The 6470-nt window shown below is 68.9% G+C and carries 3 protein-coding genes; 2 read left to right on the top strand and 1 reads right to left on the bottom strand.

Translation table 11 applies throughout. From position 1 onward, the window contains the following. Positions 1 to 131 precede the first annotated feature (131 nt). A complete protein-coding gene (locus AC31A1_RS07440; RefSeq protein WP_489652457.1) occupies positions 132 to 1304 on the bottom strand; it encodes a YihY/virulence factor BrkB family protein in 1173 nt (390 codons plus the stop codon). Between the two features lie 529 nt (positions 1305 to 1833). Here AC31A1_RS07440 and AC31A1_RS07435 point away from each other — a divergent pair. Beyond that, positions 1834 to 4284 carry a Pls/PosA family non-ribosomal peptide synthetase gene (locus AC31A1_RS07435; protein ID WP_489652460.1) on the top strand — a complete coding sequence of 817 codons (2451 nt, stop codon included), beginning with the start codon at positions 1834 to 1836 and terminating at the stop codon, positions 4282 to 4284. Positions 4285 to 4327: 43 nt separating this feature from the next. Next, positions 4328 to 6415: a non-ribosomal peptide synthetase gene (locus AC31A1_RS07430; RefSeq protein WP_489652456.1), complete on the top strand. Its 2088-nt coding sequence runs from the start codon at positions 4328 to 4330 to the stop codon at positions 6413 to 6415. Positions 6416 to 6470: the final 55 nt, after the last annotated feature.

Genomic DNA, 6470 nt, shown 5'->3' with positions numbered 1-6470 from the left:
GGGTCTGGACGGTCGGGGCGTAGTCCCTACGGGGGGGAGCCGGTGTGTTGGCTGCGGGTCCGTCGTGGCTTGTCGCGCCCGCGCGGCGGAGCCCCAGATCGACACAGCCCCGCGCCCCTTTCAGGGGCGCCTCACTTGTCCGGTGATGGGGAGTTGTCCCCAGGGCCCTTGTGGGTGTGGGTGCTCTTCGCATGCGTGCGCAGCCTGGAACTCACGTCCTCCGGAGGGAGGAAGCGGGACCAGCGTTCCGGGAACTCGGAGGGCATGTAGGAGTCGTCGGGGTCGTCGTCGTCCTCGCCGTCGCGGGCGCGGATCGCGGTCATGTGGGCGACGTACTCGGCGACCTGCTCGTCCTGGCGGCGTTCGTTGGCGGCGCGGGCCGCGGCGGTCGCGGCGGCCGGCCAGACGCGGTCGATGGCCGCGTTGACGGCGGCTCCGACGAGGACGGCGAACGCGGAGACGCCGATCCAGAGGAGGACGGCGACGGGTGCGGCGAGGGAGCCGTAGATGGTGGGGCCCTCGACCGTGCTGGTGAGGTAGATACGCAGCAGGTAGCTGCCGAGGACCCACATGGCGAGGGCGACCAGGGCGCCGGGGACGTCCTCGATCCACGGGGAGCGGACGGGGACCGACACGTGGTACAGGGTCGTCAGGAAGACGACGGACAGGACGATGACAACCGGCCAGTACAGGACCTGGACGACCGTCTCGGACCACGGCACGACGTTCACCACGGCGTCCGGTCCGGCCACCATCAGCGGCAGCGCGATCGAGCCGATCAGCAGGGCCGCGACGAACAGGGCGAAGGACACGATCCGGGTCTTGACGATGCCGCGCACGCCGTCGAGGCCGTACATGACGGTGATGGTGTCGATGAAGACGTTGACCGCGCGGGAGCCCGACCACAGGGCGAACAGGAAGCCGATGGAGATGACGTCGGGCCGGCCGCCCTTCATCACGTCGTGCAGGATCGGCTGGGCGATCTCGTGCACGCCCTTGTCGGAGAGGACCGTGCGGGACGCCTCCAGGATGTTGTTCTCCAGGCCGGCGATGCTGTCGGCGCCGGTCCAGCTGTCGACGTAGCCGAGCAGGCCGATGAGGCTCAGCAGGAGCGGCGGCACGGACAGCAGCGTGAAGAACGCGGCCTCGGCCGCGAGGCCCAGGATGCGGTACTCCATGCAGGAGTTGACGGTGTCCTTGACCAGCAGCCAGGCGGTCCTGCGCTTGGAGACGTTCCGGTAGAGGGCACGCGCCCGGTGGAACCGGCTGGTGGGCCGCTCGGTGGGTTCACTTGCTGACTGCACGCCTTAAAGGTATCCGCCGAGCCGGGATGCACTCGTCCCCCGGGGTCGTCGGCCGGGCGGGACGCCCGCGGGGGCGGTCGTGTCATGCTCGCGGTGGCCGAAAATAATCACCCGGACAATCGAAGCCGTATTCGATACTTTGCCGGCCGTTTCGGAGAGTGTCCCGGTGAGGACTTCGGGCGTCAATTCATGTTGACCCGCCCTCCGCCCGGCGAAGACGAAAAAGCGCCATTGACCGAAACATCCTTGACCCGTTCCGGAATGTCCAGAAATAATCCGGACTGCATTCGTTGCGCGCGTTGGGACGACGTCAGCGCACACGACTCGGGGGAATCAATTGGCCCAGGACCAGGGCCCAGTCCATGTGGAAACTCAGCACGCAACAGGGAACTCAAATCTCACGAATTCCCATTTACCCCACCCGTTTCGCGTGTTATTCAATTTGCCCCTGCCGTGAACAACGGGCGCGACTCCACCGTATTCGTCTTTGCCAATTCAAAGGCGACGATCAGCACCAAGGAGCCACGTGGTGGGAAAACCCGGCACCGTCACCGAGACCGTCCTCGCGGAGGTCCTGGCCGGTGTCGTACGCAAGGAAGTCATACCCCTCGACAGTCACTTCTTCGACGACCTGGGCGCCAACTCGTTGGTGATGGCACATTTCTGTGCCCGGGTCAGGAAACGCGAGGATCTGCCGTCGGTGTCGATGCGGGACGTCTACGGATATCCGACGATCCGCAGTCTGGCGGCGGCACTCGCCGACACACCCGAGTCCGTCGCACCGGTCGAGGCGGAGGCTCCGCCGGCCGGGAGCACGGCCCGCTATCTGCTGTGCGGGCTACTGCAGTTCCTGGTTTTCGCGATGTATTGCGTGCTCGCCGGGACGGTCACGGGACAGGGTTACGAATGGGTCTCCTCCGGTACCGGAGTGGTCCAGGTATATCTGCGGTCCGCGATATTCGGCGGCGCGGTGTTCATCGGTGTGTGCACGGTGCCGGTGGTGGCCAAGTGGATTCTCGTGGGCCGCTGGAAGGAGACCGGGTTCCCGGTCTGGGGCCTCGCCTACGTCCGGTTCTGGACGGTCAAGGCGCTGCTGCACGCCAACCCGATGATCCTGTTCGCCGGCAACCCGGTCTACGTCCTGTATCTGCGCGCCCTCGGCGCCCGGATCGGCAAGGGCGTCACGATCCTGTCCCACTCCGTACCGGTCTGCACCGACCTGCTGACCATCGGAGACGGAACGGTCATCCGCAAGGACACCTTCTTCCTCTGCTACCAGGCGCGAGCCGGCCGCATCCGCACCGGCCGGGTCACCCTGGGCAGCGAGGTGTACGTCGGGGAGAAGACCGTCCTCGACATCGGCACGGTCATGGGCGACGGGTCCCAACTCGGCCACTCCTCCGCCCTGTACGACGACGCCCAGGTCCCGGCGGGGCAGCGCATGCACGGCTCCCCGGCCCAGCCCACGGACGTCGACTACGTCCGTATCCCGCACGCGGACTGCTCGACCCTGCGCCGCTTCGGCTACGGCCTGGGCGCGGTCCTCCAGATGCTGCTGGTCTACGTCCCGTTCGCGATCGGCGGCACCTACATGCTGCTGACCGTGGTCCCGGCCCTCGACCACCTGCTGGACCCGGACACCCAGGACCTCGACTCCGCCCGGTTCTACGGCGAGGCGCTGGCCCTGTCGCTCGTGGCGTTCGTCGGGTTCGTCGTGCTCGGCTTCGCCGCCGTGTCGCTGTTACCCAGGCTGCTGCGTCCGCTGCTGCGCCCCGACAAGGTGTATCCGCTGTACGGCTTCCACTACTCGGTGCAGCGCGCGGTGGCGCGGACGACCAACCTGAAGTTCTTCAAGTGGCTGTGCGGCGACAGCTCGTACATCGTCGGCTATCTCAAGGCCATCGGTTACGACCTCGGCGAGGTGGAGCAGACCGGCTCCAACTTCGGTACGGAGGTGCAGCACGAGACGCCGTATCTGGCCACCGTGGGCAGCGGCACGATGGTCGCGGACGGTCTGTCGATCGTCAACGCGGACTTCTCCAGTACGTCGTTCAGGCTCTCGCGCACCGTGATCGGACCGCGCAACTTCCTGGGCAACAACATCGCCTACCCTTCGGGCGGCCGCACCGGCGACAACTGTCTGCTCGCCACCAAGGTGATGGTGCCGATCGACGGCGAACTCCGTGAGGGCGTGGGCCTGTTGGGCTCGCCGTGCTTCGAGATCCCGCGTTCGGTGGAGCGCGACAGCCGCTTCGACCATCTGCGCGAGGGCGACGAGCTGAAACGCCGGCTGGCCGCGAAGAACCGCTCCAACCTGCGCTCGATGGGCCTGTATCTGTTCGTGCGCTGGCTGCACTGGTTCCTGCTCACCGTCCTCGGCTTCGCGGCCGTCGACCTGTACGGGGGCGAGGGCATCGGCGGGGGGCTGCTGATCGGCGCGTCCCTGATGCTCGGGCTCGGTTTCACCGCCGGGTACTACGTGCTGGTGGAGCGCCTGGTCGGTGGATTCCGGCCGCTGGAGCCGAAGTTGTGCTCGATCTACGACCCGTACTTCTGGTGGCACGAGCGGCTGTGGAAGGTACCGGACACCTACATCCAGGTGTTCAACGGGACGCCGTTCAAGAACCTCGTCTGGCGGCTGCTGGGCGTGCGCATGGGACGCCGGGTCTTCGACGACGGCGCCTACATCACCGAGCGCACGCTGACCGCGATCGGCGACGACTGCACGCTGGCGGCGCACACCAAGGTGCAGTCGCACTCGCAGGAGGACGGCACCTTCAAGTCCGAAATGATCACCATCGGCGCCGGCTGCACCCTCGGGGTGGGTGCGCTCGTCCACTACGGCGTCTCGATGGGTGACGGGGCCGAACTCGCCGCCGACTCCTTCCTGATGAAGGGCGAGGAGATGCCGGCGCGGTCCCGGTGGGGCGGGAATCCGGCGGTGGCGCCACGGCGCGCCGGACAGCACAGGACTCCCTGACGGCTCGTGCCGCAGGGGGAAGGAAACAGGGGGGAAGAGAACGATGGAGATCATTCCGCGGTGGACGCTCACTCCGGTGCCCGGTGTGGCGGAGTACGAAGTGTCCCTGCCCGACGGGCTGTTGGTCGAGCCCGCCGCACTGCAAGTCGCCCATACCAAGGTCCTCGGGGCGCTGTCCGGCGAACCCGCCGAGGAGGACCCGGCGGTGCGGGTGAGTGTCACCGGCCGCACGCTGCGGCTGCGGTACCGCACCGATGTCCTCGACGCCGAGGCCGCCGCCCGTGTCGCGGGCTATCACGTCACGGCGCTCACCGAGCCGGACCGGCCGGTGCTGCTGTCGGACGCCGAACTCCGCTTCCAGCTAGACGAGTTGGCGGGCCCGCACCGCGAGCTGCCCGAGCGGCGGGTGCACGAGCTGTTCGAGGAGCGGGTGTCGGTGCGGCCGGATGCCGTGGCCGCCGTGCAGGGCGACCGGCAGTGGACGTACCGGGAGCTCAACTCCCGGGCGAACCAGCTGAGTCGGGCGCTGCTCTCCCGGGGACTGACCCGCGAGGGTGTCGTCGCCGTGGTGCTGGAGCGGAACCTGGACTGGATGGCCGCCGTGCTCGCCGTGTTCAAGGCGGGCGGGGTGTATCTGCCCGTCGAACCGCACTTCCCGGCCGACCGGGTGGCGAGGGTGCTCGACCGCGCCGGGTGCGAGCTGGTGCTGACCGAGCGCGGCAGCGACGGCGCGCTGGGCGACCCGACCGACCGCACGCTCTACGTCGACGAGGCGTACGGCGAGGGGCACTCGGACGGCGACCTCGGGATCGCGGTGTCGCCGGGTCAACTCGCCTACATCTACTTCACGTCGGGCTCCACGGGTGAGCCCAAGGGCGCCATGTGCGAGCACGCGGGTTTCCTGAACCACGTGTTCGCGAAGCTAGACGACCTGGGGATCGGGGCCGGGCAGGTGGTGGCGCAGACCGCGCCGCAGTGCTTCGACATCTCGCTGTGGCAGCTGGTCTGCGCGCCGCTCGTGGGCGGGCGGACGCTGCTGGTGGAGCAGGACGTGATCCTGGACGTGGCGCGGTTCGTCGACACGATCGAGGCGGGGCGCGTCAACGTGCTCCAGGTCGTGCCGTCGTATCTGGAGGCCGTCCTGGCGGAGTTGGAGCGGCGGCCGCGTGAACTCCCGGACCTGCGCTGTGTGTCGGTCACCGGGGAGGCCGTGAAGAAGGAGCTCGTGGAGCGCTGGTTCACCGCTCGGCCCGGGGTACGGCTCGTCAACGCCTATGGCCTGACGGAGACTTCGGACGACACCAACCACGAGGTCATGGACCGGGCGCCGGACGGCGACCGCGTCCCGCTGGGGCGGCCCGTCTCCAATGTGCGGGTGTACGTCGTCGACGAGGATCTGGTGCCCGTGCCGCTGGGGGCGCCCGGCGAGATCGTGTTCTCCGGTGTGTGCGTGGGCCGGGGGTACGTCAACGATCCCGAGCGCACGAAGGCCGCGTTCACCGAGGACCCGTACCGGCCCGGTGAGCGGCTGTACCGCAGCGGCGACCACGGGCGCTGGCGGCCGGACGGCAAGCTGGAGTTCCTGGGGCGCCGGGACAGCCAGGTGAAGATCCGCGGCTTCCGCGTCGAGATCGGCGAGATCGAGAACGCGCTGCTGCGGGTGGACGGGGTCCGGGACGGCGCGGTGGTCGTCGTCCGCGGGACACAGCTGGTGGCGTTCTGCACCGGCCCGCGGCCCGTCGGGGCCGACGCGGTGCGGACCCGGCTCGCCGAGTCGCTGCCCGCGTACATGGTGCCGTCGGTCGTGCACTGGCGGGCGAGCCTGCCGCTGACCGCCAACGGCAAGACCGACCGCAGGACGCTCACCGCGCTCGCCGGTGACCTGGACGCCGTGGGAGACGGGCCCGACACGGCCGCCGAACGTCGGCTGGCCGCGGCCTGGGCCGTGGTGCTGGGCATCCCGGCCGACCGGATCGGCCGTCAGGACCACTTCTTCGACCGCGGCGGCACCTCGCTGGCCGCGGTGAAGCTGGCGGTCGCCCTCGACCGGGCGATCAGCCTCAAGGACGTCACCCGACACCCGGTCCTCGCGGACCTGGCCGGACTGCTGGACCCGCCGGCCTCCTCCTGAGCCCAGCCGCACCCCCGGTCGAATGCTCAACAGCACCACCGAAAGGAACACCGAG

It is taken from the genome of Streptomyces sp. P5F9, from assembly GCF_057961495.1.
The sequence above is the reverse complement of the archived record's forward strand: the minus strand, read 5'-3'. Positions and strand labels throughout refer to the sequence as shown.

Coding starts and splice junctions, on each gene's coding strand:
- AC31A1_RS07430 (WP_489652456.1), top strand. CDS start 4,328: ATGGAGATCATTCCGCGGTGGACGCTCACTCCGGTGCCCGGTGTGGCG.